17 protein-coding genes are annotated in these 14,070 nt (G+C 55.2%); 11 read left to right on the forward strand and 6 right to left on the reverse strand.

Features of this window, described 5'->3' with window-relative positions; all coding sequences use genetic code 11:
• Nucleotides 1–3: 3 nt before the first annotated feature.
• A complete protein-coding gene (locus Q4501_RS12765; protein ID WP_303596630.1) occupies nucleotides 4–921 on the reverse strand; it encodes an AEC family transporter in 918 nt (305 codons plus the stop codon).
• Nucleotides 922–1,110: 189 nt separating this feature from the next.
• On the opposite strand from Q4501_RS12765, the gene Q4501_RS12770 reads away from it, so the two are divergent.
• From Q4501_RS12770 to Q4501_RS12795, 6 genes are all read left to right on the forward strand, one after another.
• A complete protein-coding gene (locus tag Q4501_RS12770; RefSeq protein WP_303596631.1) occupies nucleotides 1,111–1,560 on the forward strand; it encodes a cytochrome c in 450 nt (149 codons plus the stop codon).
• Between the two features lie 10 nt (nucleotides 1,561–1,570).
• Nucleotides 1,571–2,986: a cbb3-type cytochrome c oxidase subunit I gene (locus Q4501_RS12775; protein WP_303596632.1), complete on the forward strand. Its 1,416-nt coding sequence runs from the start codon at nucleotides 1,571–1,573 to the stop codon at nucleotides 2,984–2,986.
• Between the two features lie 66 nt (nucleotides 2,987–3,052).
• Nucleotides 3,053–4,021 carry a 4Fe-4S binding protein gene (locus Q4501_RS12780; RefSeq protein ID WP_303596633.1) on the forward strand — a complete coding sequence of 323 codons (969 nt, stop codon included), beginning with the start codon at nucleotides 3,053–3,055 and terminating at the stop codon, nucleotides 4,019–4,021.
• Nucleotides 4,022–4,033: 12 nt separating this feature from the next.
• Nucleotides 4,034–5,857 (forward strand): nitric oxide reductase activation protein NorD, encoded by a 1,824-nt coding sequence (locus tag Q4501_RS12785; RefSeq protein WP_303596634.1) that lies wholly within the window; start codon nucleotides 4,034–4,036, stop codon nucleotides 5,855–5,857.
• A gap of 10 nt (nucleotides 5,858–5,867) precedes the next feature.
• Nucleotides 5,868–6,458, forward strand: a complete 591-nt coding sequence (locus tag Q4501_RS12790) for a cytochrome c oxidase subunit 3 (RefSeq protein ID WP_303596635.1) — start codon at nucleotides 5,868–5,870, stop codon at nucleotides 6,456–6,458.
• A gap of 12 nt (nucleotides 6,459–6,470) precedes the next feature.
• Entirely contained in the window at nucleotides 6,471–6,710 is a 240-nt protein-coding gene (locus tag Q4501_RS12795) for a cytochrome C oxidase subunit IV family protein (RefSeq protein WP_303596636.1), read from the forward strand.
• 141 nt (nucleotides 6,711–6,851) lie between these two features.
• On the opposite strand, the gene Q4501_RS12800 is transcribed toward Q4501_RS12795, so the two are convergent.
• The 5 genes from Q4501_RS12800 to Q4501_RS12820 all read right to left on the reverse strand — a co-directional run bounded on the left by Q4501_RS12800 (nucleotide 6,852) and on the right by Q4501_RS12820 (nucleotide 10,037).
• Nucleotides 6,852–7,190, reverse strand: coding sequence for a hypothetical protein (locus Q4501_RS12800; RefSeq protein WP_303596637.1), 339 nt, complete (start codon nucleotides 7,188–7,190; stop codon nucleotides 6,852–6,854).
• A 128-nt stretch (nucleotides 7,191–7,318) separates the two neighbouring features.
• Nucleotides 7,319–7,693, reverse strand: coding sequence for a hypothetical protein (locus Q4501_RS12805; RefSeq protein ID WP_303596638.1), 375 nt, complete (start codon nucleotides 7,691–7,693; stop codon nucleotides 7,319–7,321).
• Nucleotides 7,659–8,447 carry a CbbQ/NirQ/NorQ/GpvN family protein gene (locus tag Q4501_RS12810; RefSeq protein WP_303596639.1) on the reverse strand — a complete coding sequence of 263 codons (789 nt, stop codon included), beginning with the start codon at nucleotides 8,445–8,447 and terminating at the stop codon, nucleotides 7,659–7,661. The genes Q4501_RS12805 and Q4501_RS12810 overlap by 35 nt, the downstream gene beginning before the upstream one ends.
• 30 nt (nucleotides 8,448–8,477) lie before the next feature.
• Nucleotides 8,478–9,647 carry a cytochrome D1 domain-containing protein gene (locus Q4501_RS12815; RefSeq protein WP_303596835.1) on the reverse strand — a complete coding sequence of 390 codons (1,170 nt, stop codon included), beginning with the start codon at nucleotides 9,645–9,647 and terminating at the stop codon, nucleotides 8,478–8,480.
• 84 nt (nucleotides 9,648–9,731) lie between these two features.
• Nucleotides 9,732–10,037, reverse strand: coding sequence for a cytochrome c (locus tag Q4501_RS12820; protein WP_303596640.1), 306 nt, complete (start codon nucleotides 10,035–10,037; stop codon nucleotides 9,732–9,734).
• Nucleotides 10,038–10,390: 353 nt separating this feature from the next.
• Here Q4501_RS12820 and Q4501_RS12825 point away from each other — a divergent pair, with 353 nt between their 5' ends.
• The 5 genes from Q4501_RS12825 to Q4501_RS12845 are packed head-to-tail and all read left to right on the forward strand — an operon-like array spanning nucleotide 10,391 to nucleotide 14,055.
• Nucleotides 10,391–12,049: a nitrite reductase gene (locus Q4501_RS12825; protein ID WP_303596836.1), complete on the forward strand. Its 1,659-nt coding sequence runs from the start codon at nucleotides 10,391–10,393 to the stop codon at nucleotides 12,047–12,049.
• A gap of 28 nt (nucleotides 12,050–12,077) precedes the next feature.
• Complete coding sequence (locus Q4501_RS12830; protein WP_303596641.1) at nucleotides 12,078–12,542, forward strand: AsnC family transcriptional regulator; 465 nt, start codon at nucleotides 12,078–12,080, stop codon at nucleotides 12,540–12,542.
• A complete protein-coding gene (locus Q4501_RS12835) occupies nucleotides 12,539–13,084 on the forward strand; it encodes an AsnC family protein (protein WP_303596642.1) in 546 nt (181 codons plus the stop codon). The genes Q4501_RS12830 and Q4501_RS12835 overlap by 4 nt, the downstream gene beginning before the upstream one ends.
• Before the next feature lie 28 nt (nucleotides 13,085–13,112).
• Nucleotides 13,113–13,556, forward strand: a complete 444-nt coding sequence (locus Q4501_RS12840; RefSeq protein WP_303596837.1) for an Lrp/AsnC family transcriptional regulator — start codon at nucleotides 13,113–13,115, stop codon at nucleotides 13,554–13,556.
• Between the two features lie 25 nt (nucleotides 13,557–13,581).
• Nucleotides 13,582–14,055, forward strand: coding sequence for an Lrp/AsnC family transcriptional regulator (locus tag Q4501_RS12845; protein WP_303596838.1), 474 nt, complete (start codon nucleotides 13,582–13,584; stop codon nucleotides 14,053–14,055).
• Nucleotides 14,056–14,070 lie beyond the last annotated feature (15 nt).

The following is a 14,070-nucleotide window of genomic DNA, read 5'->3' on the forward strand; positions in this document are numbered from 1 at the left end:
ACGTTAGAAAGCCAGCGATATCATCACCGGAATGAACACGAGGGCAAAAAGCGTAGTGAGCATTACCGTGCCGGCGGCCTGCCTGGGAGACGTATCCAGCAAAGTCGCAATGACAACGGTATTGGCTGCAATGGGTGTAATGGAAATCAGGAAGATTGCCTGATGCACCGCCGGCTCATAGATACCCAGCACCTGTGAGTCCAGCCACCAGAGTGCCATTGCCACCAAAGGCCAGACGACAAACTTGCCAAAAAACGCCAGTGCAGTGAAGCGCATATTGCCCGCCAGCCCACGGAAACTGGTAATGCTCATGCCAATAATCATCATGCCCAGAATACTGTAGGCACCGCGCAGGTTATCGAAAAGCGGCATAAACACATCGGGAATGCTGATACCCGAAAGGTTGAGGATTACCGCTGCCAGAAACGCATATACCGAAGGCAGCTTGGCGACTCGCCACAGAGACTCCTTCAGATCATATCGGCCGCGCGCAGCCAGGTAGAACCCCACCGAGTTTTCAAACAGGGTGGTGCCCAGCATGCAGACAATGTAGAGCCCCAACCCTTCCTCGCCAAACAGCAACAACGCCACCGGCACCCCGAAATAGCCTGTATTACCCGACCCTACACACAGGGGAATGATGCTGGCACTGCCATCAGTAATCACTCGTCGCGCCAGTTTAAGTTGCAGAATTCCCAAAACCGATGAAAGCCCGAACACCAGAAACGGCAGGAAGATCACCTCCGGTGAAAGCGGGGCAGCCATCACACCGGAGAACACCACCGACGGCGTAACAATATAAAGCATGATGCCCGCAATATGTTTGCCGCTGGCTTCAAGGTAGCGCCCAGCCAGCCAGCCAAGGGCAACGGTGACATAAAGCGGAATCAGTTTGATAAACAACGCCAGCGCAGCGGCCATGACGGCTCCGGACATTTGGATAGAAGAAAAACAGGGTGCGGAGTCTAACACCTACCCCTCTGGAGGTAACTCCCCGGCGCAGTAGTGTGATTTTCCGCAATGATTGATAATCATCAACAGCATTATGAATACATGTTTATATCCTAGTAGGGCTGTCAGGTATTCCACAACGACCAAGGAGAGAGACCAATGGCCGAGCGCTTTACCAAAAGCATGGCCAGAAACATATATCTGGGAGGAAGTACATTCTTCGTCCTGCTGTTTCTGGTCCTGACTTTTGATACCCAATCACGGGCGATGCCCGAAAGAGACAACAGGGATCAGCTTACTGAGCAGGTAGTCCGAGGCAAACATGTCTGGGAAAACAACAACTGCGTCGGCTGCCACTCCCTTATGGGTGAAGGTGCTTACTTTGCACCTGAACTTGCCAACGTATTCGACCGCCGTGGCGGGGCTGATAGCGAAGTCTTCAAGGCGTACATGAACGCCTGGATGAACGCCATGCCCACTAACGTGCCCGGTCGCCGGCAGATGCCGCAATTCAACCTGACTGACCAGGAAATCGACGATCTGTCTTCATTCCTAGAATGGACATCCAAGATCGACGATAACGGCTGGCCACCCAACATCGAAGGCTGAGGGAGCAGATATGAAATACGAATCTCAACGGGTCGCCATGCCCTACTTCATTTTTGCCCTGGTTCTGTTTGCCGGTCAGATCGTGTTTGGTCTGATTCTGGGCTTGCAGTACGTAGTGGGTGATTTCCTGTTCCCGGAAATACCCTTCAACGTAGCGCGAATGGTTCATACCAACCTGCTCATCGTCTGGCTGCTGTTCGGCTTTATGGGTGCAACCTACTACCTGGTGCCGGAAGAGGCACAGACCGAGCTATACAGCCCGCTGTTAGCGTGGATCCTGTTCTGGGTATTTGCCGTTGCCGGCACACTCACCATTCTTGGCTACCTGTTCGTTGACTACGCCACTCTGGCGGATGTCACCATGAACAGGCTCTTGCCAACCATGGGCCGGGAGTTCCTTGAACAACCTACGATTACCAAAATAGGCATACTTGTAGTGGTTCTAGGGTTCCTGTTCAACGTCATGATGACCGCACTGAAAGGCCGAAAAACCGTGGTCAACATTGTGCTGGTCACCGGCCTGATCGGTTTGGGAGTGCTCTGGCTGTTCTCCTTCTACAACCCGAGTAACCTGACCACCGACAAGTACTACTGGTGGTTCGTGGTTCACCTGTGGGTTGAAGGTGTGTGGGAACTGATCATGGGTGCCATCCTCGCCTACGTACTGATCAAGATTACCGGTGTAGACCGGGAAGTCATCGAAAAGTGGTTGTACGTGATCATCGCCATGGCACTGATTACCGGCATTATCGGCACCGGGCACCACTTCTTCTGGATCGGGCCACCCGAGTACTGGTTGTGGCTGGGCTCTGTGTTCTCAGCCCTGGAACCCTTGCCGTTCTTTATGATGGTGCTGTTCGCCTTCACCATGATTAACCGGCGCAAGCGTAATCAACCCAACAAGGCTGCAGCACTCTGGGCCATGGGGACGGCCGTGATGGCATTCCTGGGCGCGGGCGTATGGGGCTTCCTGCATACTCTGGCTCCGGTGAACTACTACACCCACGGCAGCCAGATCACTGCGGCTCATGGGCACATGGCGTTCTACGGTGCCTATGTCATGATCGTGCTCACCATCATTTCCTACGCCATGCCCATCATGCGTGGTCGGCCATACGGCAATAGCAACACCGCCCAGGTTGTGGAAATGTGGGGCTTCTGGCTGATGACCATCTCCATGGTTTTCATCACGCTGTTCCTGACCGGCGCGGGCATTCTGCAAATCTGGCTGCAGCGTATCCCTGAAAGCGGTGAAGCTCTGTCATTCATGGCCACCCAGGACAACATCGCCTTGTTCTACTGGATGCGCCTGATTGCCGGCTGCTTCTTCATGGCCGGGCTTGTTGTGTACTTCGGCAGTTTCCTGATCAAGGGACAAGCATCCCCTGCTGAGGAAGCCCGCGGCCCTGCACTGCAGGACGCGTAAACCCGCCAACAGTGAGCCCACAGGGCCGGAATCCGTTTCCGGCCCTGTCTATCCGGAAGTGATATTGTGACCGTGCAGCAAGCCAACCCAAAAGACACACTCCAGAGCAAGCGGCTGATCACACGCACTGCTTTCTTCGGGCTGTTCCTGCTGGCACCGGTTCTGAATATTTTTCGTTATGACCTGACGGAGACCCGGTTTGTTCTGCTTGGTTTCCCACTTTCATTCAATCTGAATCTCGACTGGGTGGCGCAAAGTTCTCCTATGGACGTCGCCAGCCAGATTCTGTTGTGGTTCATCCTTCCCATTCTGACACTCGTTCCCCTTGTGCTCTGGATTGCCTGGAAATGGGGCAGGATATACTGCGGCTGGCTGTGCCCACATTTTTCTGTAGTGGAAACCATTAACGATCTGATGACCCGCATTACCGGTCGCCCTACACTCTGGGAAGCCCTGAAAAAAGGTCGGCGCGGCAAGGCCATTCACTGGGCCGGCCTGACATTTGTATGTGCTCTTATTGGCTTTTCCTGGGCCCTGGCCATGCTGTCATACCTGTTGCCGCCCATTCCCCTGTACACCGACTTGGTCACTGGCAACCTGGCCTTCTACCCAGCCGTATTTCTGGCCGTGGCAACCACGGTTTTCACCCTGGATTTCCTGTTCGCCCGTCACCTGTTCTGCAAATATGGCTGCGCCTTTGGTGTTGTGCAGAGCATTGCCTGGATGACCAACGGCCGGGGACGACTGGTAACCTTTGATACAGCCCGCGCTGCGGCTTGCCGGGATTGCACCAAAGCCTGCGATGCAGCCTGCCCCATGCGATTGCCTACCCGCAGCCACAAACGCGCAAAATTCTCCTGCACCCAATGCCTGCAATGTGTAAGCGCATGCCGTGAGGTGCAAAAGAACAACCCCGAGGGCAGCCTGCTGCACTGGCAACCTGGCGAACCCAGCCGGCAGACCGTGCTGATCCCGGTGCACCAGTTACACACCAGCCACCAACCTGAGAGCAAACCCGCCAGACAGCGGGCTTAACAGGAGTTCAAAATGGAAGAGTGGGTCGGCTACAAATGGCATGAGTACATCACCCGCCAGGCTCTGGGCGAATTCCCCGAGCACGTCGTTTACCTGAAAGATGAAGCCCGCAGCCTGGGCATTCTGTTCCGCGCCTTCGGCGGCGATCCGGCGCTCAGTCTGGTAACTGCCGAACCCCGGCACTTTCGTCTGCGCCGCAAGTTTTTGCACAAACTCGCGGGCACACACCGCAAATTTGAACTGGCCTGGAGGGATGAACAGAATCTGCGTCTGCCAGAGAAAGTGGCAAAGTTCCCCTCAAAACAGCTGAACAGGGAACTGTACATCTGGCTGGCTGCACTGGCAGCCTTGCCCACCCCCGCGGACCGTGACTGGTTTACCGGCAATCAGGCACTGGTGCAGGATGTCATTGCCCGCTGGCCTGGCCTGGAACGCGTATACCAGCGCCTGGTCAAACAGGTTTTGCATTGGCGCCCTGAAGCCGAAAGTCTTTCTCCGGAGGAATCCCTGCGTGAACAGGCAATCCGGCAGGCACTGATTCACCCGGGCAGCGTTCCTGCCCTGCCCCCAGCGGGCAGTGATCCCTGGCCAGTTATCCTCTGGCTATACCCGGCTCTGGAACAGGGCAAAGCTGGCGGGAGGGTCACCGGCGATGACGAAACCCAGTCCAGCCCTGGCGGCCTGACCAAGAAAAACAAACGTAGACAAGCCGAACGAGTGGAAGCCTTCGATCGAGACCAGGGGCTGATGCTCTTTCGCCTGGAAAGCCTGTTTTCCTGGACCGATTTCATACCGGTTGACCGGGCCGGCGACGACACGGAAGAGGAAGACGCAGAAGCCGTTGCCGATGATATGGACATGATCTCTGTATCCAATGACCGCAGGGAAACCTCTTCCTCTATCAAGTTTGATCTCGACCTGCCCTCGGAAGAACATGACGACTTGCGACTTGGCCCGGGTATTCACCTCCCGGAGTGGGACTGGCGTAGCCAGAGTTATCGCGACGCCTTCTGCTGCCTGCAACCCATGCTGGCCCGGGATGCCGAACCAGCGGAACTCCCGGAAGCCCTGCGTCGGCCAGCCCAGCACCTGCAACGCCAGTTCAGTGCACTGAAGCCCCTCAAGCAATGGCAAAGGCGACAACTCGATGGTGACGAACTGGATCTGGACGCCTGCCTGGAGCGGGAAGTTCAGCATCGTCGCGGCCAGGGGGTGATCGACCAGAAGCTTTTCCGCCGTTGCCAGCAAAGCCAGCGCGACCTCGCCTGCCTGGTTCTCGCGGATGTGTCACTTTCGACTGAAACCTACATCAACAACCATCAAAGGGTGATCGATATTGCCCGTGACGGTCTGCAACTGCTCAGCGAAGCCCTGCAGGCAAGCCGAGACCCTTTCGCCCTGTTTGCGTTTTCATCAAGGCGACGTGACCACGTGCGTTTCCATCATCTAAAGAGCTTCGACGAGCCCTATAACAGCACCATACGAGGCCGCATTCAGGCTCTTGAGCCGGGTTTCTATACCCGTATGGGCGCTGCCATCCGCCAGGGCACCAAGCTGCTGCAGGCACGTCACGAGCACCAGAAAATCCTGTTGTTACTTACTGATGGCAAACCGAACGACCTGGACATCTACGAAGGCCGATACGGCGTCGAAGACACCCGCATGGCCGTCCAGGAAGCCCAAAAGGCGGGCATTACACCGTTCTGCGTAACCATTGATGACGAGGCCAGCGAGTACCTGCCCTACGTGTTCGGAAGCAGTAATTACGTGGTGATCCGTGATCCGGCACAGCTGCCTTTGCAGCTCCCCAAACTCTACCTGAACCTGACGCACTGATATGAGAGAGATGACTGACTTGGCTCCTGAGCCCGAAACAGAATCCGATTCGCGCCAACTGCCTGGCGATGTCGCCGTATGGATCTTCATTTTCGCTGAACTGGCCGTGTTCGGCATTATGTTCATCGGTTTTGCCGTCGCACGCAGCCTCGACCCGGCTACCTTCCATGCCGGACGCGAAGCACTGCATCCCTTGATCGGCCTGCTGAATACCATTGCACTGATCACTGCCTCCTACCTGGTCGCAACCGCTGTTCATCAGCTCCGTAACAGACGCCGTGGCACGCAATGGCGGCTATGGCTTGCGATTGGGGTTTCCTGCATTTACACCCTGGGCAAACTGTATGAGTACGTAAATCTGTATAGCCAGGGCTACAACCTGGGTACAGATACCTTCTTCATGTTTTATTTCTTCCTGACGTTCTTTCACTTCATGCACGTTATTCTGGGCCAGGTCATCCTCATCGTGCTCGCGATTAAAGTCGGCAACGGTGACTACGATGGTTCGGATATGAATGGAATGGAGTCCGGCGCCTCATACTGGCACATGGTGGATTTGGTGTGGCTGGTGCTGTTTCCGATGATTTACGTTCTGGCCTAGGGAGGGCTGACGATGCTGACGATCTATTTTGCACTGATGATTTGTACGGCCCTGCCGGTCATCGCACTGGAGGTCGGAATCGGCCCCGAATTTCTGGCCTGGCTGGTTTTTGTATTGGTGGTTGTGAAAGCGGTTTTGCTAGTGGACCACTTTATGGAGATGAAGCATGCACCGCGCGGCTGGAGGTTGGCCGCCCAATTGTGGGCACCTGTGGTGGTGTTTGCCGTAGCGGGGTTTCATACACTTACCTGAAGTTATCGCGGGTTTCCATAAGAAAGATTGCCGGCCCTGTGCCGCCATTTCATAGCCCTTCGCACGCAAGTATCACTACGAACCAAGCAGATCCGCCCAGCACGTAGCCGGGCGGATGTTAGGTTCAAACGCCGCGCCGGCTTATGATTTATCCATATTGTCTTTCATGTCGTCGTGCATCATGCCGTCATCTTTCTTCATGTCATCGTGCATCATGCCGTCGTCTTTCTTCATGTCATCGTGCATCATGCCATCATCTTTCTTCATGTCGTCGTGCATCATGCCGTCGTCTTTCTTCATATCATCGTGCATCATGCCATCATCTTTCTTCATGTCGTCGTGCATCATGCCTTCGTCTTTCTTCATGTGGTCGTGCATCATGCCATCATCTTTCTTCATGTCGTCGGCATAAGCCAGGTTTACACCTACCCCGGCAGCAGTAATTACAACGGCAAGAAACATGCGAATCAGCGTCTTCATATCGTTCTCCCGGTATTTTTTATTAGCCAGAGGCGTTTGCCCCGAGCCCTGACACCCATCATGAACATACCGATTCGCAGAGGCTTAACGCAGCGCTAAAGAATTTATAACGAAAAGATCACGCTGGATCAGAGCCATTTAGCAGGGAACAAGGGTTTTTTATCAGACATAGCCTGAGCCAGAGAGACCATCCCCCAAAGCACAAAACCCGTGTGCAACGCAATTGCCCACACCAGAGCGAATGTCCCGAAGTAACCCACATCACTGAAGAATATCCAGCTCAAAGCAATGCCAGAACTGATCAGAACAAACCCAAGCAGAGACATGAACAGAGCGGCCCGGGTGTGAGCCCGGCGCAGTTCATTGGTTTCAGGGCTTTTAATGAACAGCCACAGCAAAACCACGAAACCGATAATCGGAATTGCCAGCAAGTTCAGCAAATACCAGATAATCGGTATAACCGCACCACTAGCGGTTTTCTTCTGGGCGCCCGAATACGGCATATACTACCTCCATTAATGAAATAACTGTTGCTTCGTCGTCTGACAATGGCTCAATCATGCCTGCGAGGCAGGCTGCCGCTGCGGGTAAACCGGCGCCTATCAAAAGGGCCGTGTGTATCAACAAACGGGTTGATGCTGCTTCTTCCAGGTCGTGATCTTTCAGGTTGCGCAAAGCGGTCGCAAGGCTTACAAGTTGCTGTGCGAGATCGCTGGTACAACCGGATTCTTCCACCACAATGGTTTGCTCCGCCGCTTCTGAGGGGTAGTCAAACCTCAGTGATACAAATCTTTGGCGGGTGCTAGGTTTCATGCCTTTGAGCAGGCTCTGGTATCCCGGGTTATAGGAAACGACCAGCATAAAACCGGGCGCTGCGGTGAGCAGTTCACCGGTGCGCTCAATCGGCAGCTCGCGGCGATCATCCGCCAATGGATGCAGCACTACCGTTGTATCCTTGCGTGCCTCTACTACTTCATCCAGATAACAAATGCCGCCTTCCCGTACAGCGCGAGTCAGCGGGCCGTCCTGCCAATAGGTGCCTTCCGGGCCAATCAGGTGTCGACCAACCAGGTCTGCAGCGGTCAGGTCGTCGTGGCAGGCTACGGTATAAACCGGTCGATTGAGTTTCTCGGCCATGTAGCGGACAAACCGGGTTTTACCGCAGCCGGTAGGCCCTTTGATCAGTACCGGCAGGCCGTTGTCGGCTGCCGCCTGGAACAGTTCTATTTCATTACCAACTGGCTGGTAAAAGGTCATTTGAGAAAGCCCCCGGTTACTGGCTTGAAGTTATAGACCGAGCACATGGGCCCGACTGGAAAAGAAAGTGCCGCTGGGGTTTATCGCATCCAGTTCTGCAACCGGCTCAAGAGTGCGAGTGTTGTAAACCGTCACCCGGTTGCTGTCCCTGGACGACACCCAGACTTCCTCGCCCCTCGGGGTGAACTCCATGTGCAAAACCGCCTGGCCCGGCTCGAGCGTACGGATGATTTCGCGGGTCTGGGAATCAATTACCTGAACCACATCGTTTTTCGGATGCGCAAAGCTCACCCAGATTCGCCGGTTGTCGGGGCTGGCCATCACGAAAACCGGCTGACCCTGCACCGGAATTTTGTCTACCAGTGACCAGTCATTCATATCGGCCACCAGCACCTGATGGTGGCCTACGGCCGGCACGAACGCCCTTCCATCGGCAACCGTCCAGCCCTCAAGGTGAGGCATTTTGTATACAGGAAGCTGTTTTTCGCCCTTGCCGTAATTCGGCAGGATCTCGGTAACCCCGGCATCGGTATCCCAGAGGTCCAGCATCGAAAGACCGTCTTCGCCAAACAGGCCGGCGATGTAGTAACGCCCATCTGGAGTAATCATGGAATCGTAGGGTGCCTTACCGGCATCGAAGCGAGTTACTTCAGGCTTGTCGCCAGCAACACCGTCCGGCATATCCAGAATCCAGATCTCATTGGCATCAAACAGGCTAAACACGAATCTGTTTCCCGGTGCATCGACCAGGCCTACGGTTTTGGACTGCGCCGTTTCTCCGTTTTCCCGGATATAGGTAGCAGGAATATCAGCGACCAGTTCCAGCGTTGTGCTGTCAAAAACTTTTACCCCTCCCGGCTCGTAATTCGACACCGCGACGTAACGGCCGTCCTGAGAGATAGCTCCACCAATGCTGTTGCCAGACTGAATCACTCTCTCAACAACAGACTGTGTGAGCAGATCCACTTTGGTGAGGCCGCCATCGCGACCAAATACGAAGCCATAACGCGCATCCCGGGAGTACACAACGGAGGCATGAGACAGATCACCCAGCCCTTCAATACGACTGATCACACTGTGGCTGGTCGTGTTGATAACCAGCAAGGAACCTGTCGCACGCTCGATAATCAGGCCCAGGTCGCCGGTACCCATCAAGCCATCGCCAGAATCAGTTTCACCAAGAACCTGGCAACCACTCATTAGCGCAGCAATCAGCACCAGCATTAATAGTCGCTTCGCAGAACAGATAATCTGAACCATTCAGGGAGTCCTCCAGGCAAAAGGTCAGGGCAAGACCAGAGCGCCAGTTTTAAGTTGATGACTGATCCATTCAATTTCGGCGGGAGCCAGCAGGGGCTTCCACGGAGGCATTGCAGTACCCGGAATGCCCTCACGGATAATGGCTGCTATGGCCCCTTCGGGCAGGTGCCCAAGATTCTCGGGTCTCAGAGGCGGGCCAAGCCCTCCTTTAAGCGTCATTCCATGGCAGGAGCCACAGTCCTGCACCACAAAATTCTCGAGTTCGGCAAGGCTACGGGACTGATCCGGCTGTCCGCCGGCCAACAGTGCCGAGGGCAATAAAAACAGCATCAACCATACTGCTGTGGGACCAATCCTCCGCTTGACCTTACTCCGTGTGAAACCGTTCACAGCTCGTTTTCTCCCCTGGGCCTGTAGCGGATATTCCACATGGTGACGCCGCCCTTTAACGACATCTTTGATATTGGTTAAAAACACCCCCCGCCACAACAACTCTTTGGTTATACCCATGGTTGGGTACTCACTAGACAAATAACATACATCTGATTTTAATCAATGTTCATCAGGGTAAAGAAGAGAACCCTAACAACACTCTTAAACTCAAAGGAGAGAGCCTGATGAGAGCAACCAATCCATTCCTGAAACCACTGGCGCTTGCCGTGGCTGTCGCGTCGTTCGGCGCGATGAACGCCTATGCCGCTCCAAAGAACGCTGATCCGTCTGTAACCGCCTATGAAGGCACCGCCAGCCCCATTGATTCAAGTTCGGCACAGACAGTCCGAACACCCGGGGCCCCGGATCTGACTGACGCGGAATTTGAAACCGCAAAGCAGATCTACTTCGAACGCTGCGCTGGCTGCCACGGTGTTTTGCGTAAAGGCGCGACCGGTAAGCCTCTGACTCCGGATATCACCCAGGAGCGCGGAATTGATTACCTGAAAGCGTTCATCAGTTACGGCTCCCCCGCTGGCATGCCGAACTGGTTGACCTCTGGCGACTTCGACGAAGAAACCGTGGAGCTGATGGCCAAATATGTCATGCACGAGCCCCCCGTGCCGCCTGAATTCAGCCTGGCTGACATGAAGGACACCTGGGAAGTGATTATTCCGCCGGAAGACCGCCCAACCAAGCAAATGAACGATCTGAACCTGGAAAACATTTTCAGTGTCACCCTGCGTGACGCCGGTGAAATTGCGTTGATCGACGGCGATTCCAAAGAAGTCGTGAAAATCATTAAAACCGGCTATGCAGTGCACATCTCCCGGATGTCTGCTTCTGGCCGCTACGTAATGGTTATCGGCCGTGATGCCCTGATCAACATGGTCGACCTATGGATGGAAGAGCCGGAAACCGTCGCCAAGATCAAGGTGGGCATGGAAGCGCGCTCTGTTGAAACATCCAAGTACAAGGGCTGGGAAGACAAATACGCCATTGCAGGCACCTACTGGCCGCCTCAGTTCGTGATCATGGATGGCGACACTCTTGAGCCGAAGAAAATAGTAAGCACCCGCGGCATGACCGTCAGCAAACAGGAATATCACCCTGAGCCGCGAGTGGCTGCCATTGTGGCCTCACACGCTCACCCGGAATTCATCGTCAACGTAAAAGAGACCGGCAAGATCCTGCTGGCTAACTACGAAGACCTGGACAACATGAACATCGCCTACATTGATGCAGCAGAATATCTGCACGATGGCGGTTGGGACGCCAGCATGCGTTACTTCATGACGGCAGCCAACAACTCCAACAAGATTGCGGTTGTTGATGCCAAGGATCGTAACCTCGAGGCTCTTGTCGATGTTGGCCAAACTCCGCATCCAGGTCGTGGCGCCAACTTTATAGACCCCGAGCACGGTCCAGTCTGGGCAACCTCTCACCTGGGCGATCCAACCATCCAGATGATCGGTACCGACCCTGAAGGGCACCCCGACAAGGCCTGGAAAGTGGTACGCACCGTGAATGGCCAGGGTGGCGGCTCACTGTTCGTGAAGACCCATCCCAAGTCCACCAACCTGTGGGTAGATACCGCTCTTAACCCGGCTGAATCCGTGAGCCAGAGCATCGCTGTATTTGACATCAATAACTTTGATGCCGGCTACGAAGCGCTCCCGATTGCCGAGTGGGCCGACCTTGGTGAAGGTCCCAAACGTGTTGTGCAGCCTGAATACAACAGGGCGGGCGACGAAGTCTGGTTCTCTGTCTGGAACACACAGGACAAGAACTCCGCCATTGTCGTAGTCGATGACAAGACACGTGAGCTGAAGAAGGTGATCAAGGGCGAATACATGGTTACCCCGACCGGTAAGTTCAACACTTACAACACCCAGCACGACGTGTATTGATCCCGGCCCGGCCCGAAGGAGTAACGTGATGACACTGGATGCGGCAGACAGACAATTGATTGACAGTTACCAGCGTAACCTGCCGGTCTGTGAACGCCCCTACGAAGAAATAGCCCGAAGCCTGGGCCTGACGGAAGCAGAGGTGATTCACAGGTTGTCTGCCCTTCAGGAGAAACAGGTACTCAGCCGGGTCGGACCCGTGTTTGAACACAGCCAGGCAGGCGCAAGCCTGCTGGCTGCCGTGGCGGCGCCGGAAGCGCAAATGGATCTGGTCGCCGCCCGTATCAACCGTGCTCCGGGGGTGAATCACAATTACGCCCGAGAGCACACCTACAATCTCTGGTTTGTCATGACGGCCCCGGATCACGAACTTCTGGATGAGCACCTTGACGAACTGGAACATGAGCTTAGATTGCCCATGCTTCGCCTACCCATGGTTGAGGGCTATCACATTGACTTGGGCTTCGATATCGACTGGGAGGCCTTGTCATGAGCCAACCCTTTTCGGCCGACTATCTGCCCCGGGATTCTGCGACTTCACGTTCAACTGAAGTAAGTGCCTGGGGGCTGTTAAGGCTCAGGAAGCAACTTGAGCAGGGGCTCCCTCTGACGCCTCGCCCGTTTCAGACTCTTGCCGAGCGTACGGGCCTGTCCGAACAGGAAGTCATGGACGCCATCACGCAATGGCAGAGCGACGGCCTGATCAAGCGTTTTGGCCTGGTGGTGAAACACCGCACACTGGGCTACAACGCCAACGCCATGGTGGTCTGGAATATCCCCGATGAGCAGGTACAAGCTCTCGGCAAAGCCATGGCCGCTGTGCCATTTATCACACTTTGCTATCAACGCCCGAGGCGTCTCCCGGACTGGCCTTATAACCTGTTCTGCATGATTCACGGCACTAACCGCGAGCGCGTGCTGGCACAGCTGGCCTGTCTGATTGACGACCAGAATCTGCAGCATATTCAACACGCCGTACTGTTCAGTAATAAAGCCTACCGTCAACGCGGAGGGCGCTATGTCAGCCACGACTGAATCCCGCCGCCAGGCCCCGATTGCAGACCTGAGCCAGGTTGAGAAGGTTCTTATCAACCGTTTGCAGCACGGTTTGCCGCTGGTACGCCACCCTTTTGCGGCCGTGGCAGAGGAACTCAGCCTCAGGGAGCAACAGGTGCTGGATACGGTTAGAAAACTGCTCGCTGAAGGCGTGCTCACCCGCTTTGGCCCTATGTTCCATGCCGGTGAAATGGGCGGCGCACTGACACTGGCAGCCATGCGCATTCCAGAGGCGGATTTTGAGCGGGTTACCGAACAGGTAAACAGCTTTGACGAAGTCGCCCACAACTACCGCCGCGAGCACGACCTGAATATGTGGTTTGTTCTGGCAACCGAAACCAGGGGCGCCATTGAAAACACCATCAGCGCCATTGAAAACACCACCGGTTACCCGGTTTACAACATGCCAAAGGAGCAGGAGTTCCATGTCCACCTCCACTTCCCTGTCTGACACAGAGACACAAAACGGGTTCGTAATGACAGAGCGCGACCGCGAACTGATTCTTGCCACCCAGGCAGGCCTGCCACTGGTTTCCGACCCCTGGGCCGAACTGGGCAAAAAGCTGAACATGGACGCCGACGAGGTACTTTCCCGCTTCCAGGCCCTGCAAGACGCCGGCGTGATACGCCGGGTCGCAGCCGTGCCCGATCACTACCGCCTGGGTTATCGCTACAACGGGATGACCGTGTGGGACATTGTCGACGATCGCGTCGCGGAACTGGGCGCCGCCATTGGTGAACTGCCTTTCGTGAGCCACTGCTATCGCCGGCCACGACACCTGCCCTATTGGTCTTTCAATCTGTTTGCCATGGTACACGGCACCACCCGGGAAGAAGTAGAAGACAAAGCCGCACAGATTCGTGCGGTGCTGGGCGACGCCTGCCGGCAAAACACCATTCTTTACAGCTCGGCCATTCTCAAGAAAACCGGCCTGCGGCTGCGAAAATAACGCAAGGGGAAGCAC

Source organism: Marinobacter sp. 2_MG-2023 (genome assembly GCF_030546935.1).
Classification (GTDB): domain Bacteria; phylum Pseudomonadota; class Gammaproteobacteria; order Pseudomonadales; family Oleiphilaceae; genus Marinobacter.

Excerpts from the sequence above, each read along its gene's own strand:
- Q4501_RS12810 (WP_303596639.1), bottom strand. The coding sequence starts at position 8,447 with ATGACCTTTTACCAGCCAGTTGGTAATGAAATAGAACTGTTCCAGGCG.
- Q4501_RS12765 (WP_303596630.1), bottom strand. The coding sequence starts at position 921 with ATGGCCGCTGCGCTGGCGTTGTTTATCAAACTGATTCCGCTTTATGTC.
- Q4501_RS12800 (WP_303596637.1), bottom strand. The coding sequence starts at position 7,190 with ATGAAGACGCTGATTCGCATGTTTCTTGCCGTTGTAATTACTGCTGCC.
- Q4501_RS12815 (WP_303596835.1), bottom strand. The coding sequence starts at position 9,647 with ATGAGTGGTTGCCAGGTTCTTGGTGAAACTGATTCTGGCGATGGCTTG.
- Q4501_RS12790 (WP_303596635.1), top strand. The coding sequence starts at position 5,868 with ATGACTGACTTGGCTCCTGAGCCCGAAACAGAATCCGATTCGCGCCAA.
- Q4501_RS12820 (WP_303596640.1), bottom strand. The coding sequence starts at position 10,037 with ATGCTGTTTTTATTGCCCTCGGCACTGTTGGCCGGCGGACAGCCGGAT.
- Q4501_RS12785 (WP_303596634.1), top strand. The coding sequence starts at position 4,034 with ATGGAAGAGTGGGTCGGCTACAAATGGCATGAGTACATCACCCGCCAG.
- Q4501_RS12830 (WP_303596641.1), top strand. The coding sequence starts at position 12,078 with ATGACACTGGATGCGGCAGACAGACAATTGATTGACAGTTACCAGCGT.
- Q4501_RS12805 (WP_303596638.1), bottom strand. The coding sequence starts at position 7,693 with ATGCCGTATTCGGGCGCCCAGAAGAAAACCGCTAGTGGTGCGGTTATA.
- Q4501_RS12835 (WP_303596642.1), top strand. The coding sequence starts at position 12,539 with ATGAGCCAACCCTTTTCGGCCGACTATCTGCCCCGGGATTCTGCGACT.
- Q4501_RS12825 (WP_303596836.1), top strand. The coding sequence starts at position 10,391 with ATGAACGCCTATGCCGCTCCAAAGAACGCTGATCCGTCTGTAACCGCC.
- Q4501_RS12770 (WP_303596631.1), top strand. The coding sequence starts at position 1,111 with ATGGCCGAGCGCTTTACCAAAAGCATGGCCAGAAACATATATCTGGGA.
- Q4501_RS12775 (WP_303596632.1), top strand. The coding sequence starts at position 1,571 with ATGAAATACGAATCTCAACGGGTCGCCATGCCCTACTTCATTTTTGCC.
- Q4501_RS12795 (WP_303596636.1), top strand. The coding sequence starts at position 6,471 with ATGCTGACGATCTATTTTGCACTGATGATTTGTACGGCCCTGCCGGTC.
- Q4501_RS12845 (WP_303596838.1), top strand. The coding sequence starts at position 13,582 with ATGACAGAGCGCGACCGCGAACTGATTCTTGCCACCCAGGCAGGCCTG.